Annotated in this window: 1 protein-coding gene; it reads left to right on the top strand. The window is 62.4% G+C overall.

Annotated elements, in window-relative coordinates; translation table 11 throughout:
* Positions 1-193, top strand: a 193-nt coding sequence (locus tag WH277_RS00595; protein WP_445235287.1) for a c-type cytochrome, incomplete at its 5' end; no start/stop codon positions are given.
* Positions 194-386 lie beyond the last annotated feature (193 nt).

Raw genomic sequence — 386 nt, 5'->3', positions numbered from 1 at the left:
CACCATCACCATGCCGGCGTTTGGCTGGCGTCTGAACGACCAGCAGGTCGCCGATGTGGTGAACTTTGTCCGCACCAGCTGGGGCAATACCGCAACGTCTGCGGTGTCGGCCGGTGATGTGGCGAAGGTGCGTAAGGATGAGGCCGTGGTGCATCAGCAGGGGAATGTTGATGTGGAGAAGTTGACGCCGTAACGGGCTGAGCGACACATCATGCTTTCGTAGGGGCGAGGCACGCCTCGCCCTGGACGACAGGAATTCGTAGGGGCGAGGCACGCTTCGCCCTGGACGACAGGAATTCGTAGGGGCGAGGCACGCTTCGCCCTGGACGATAGGATCTCGTAGGGGCGAGGCACGCTTCGCCCTGGACGATAGGATCTCGTAGGGG

Source organism: Erwinia sp. MYb416 (assembly GCF_037479575.1).
Taxonomy (GTDB): Bacteria; Pseudomonadota; Gammaproteobacteria; order Enterobacterales; family Enterobacteriaceae; genus Erwinia; species Erwinia rhapontici.
Note: the sequence above shows the minus strand (reverse complement) of the source record. Positions and strands in the feature narration are given on the sequence as shown.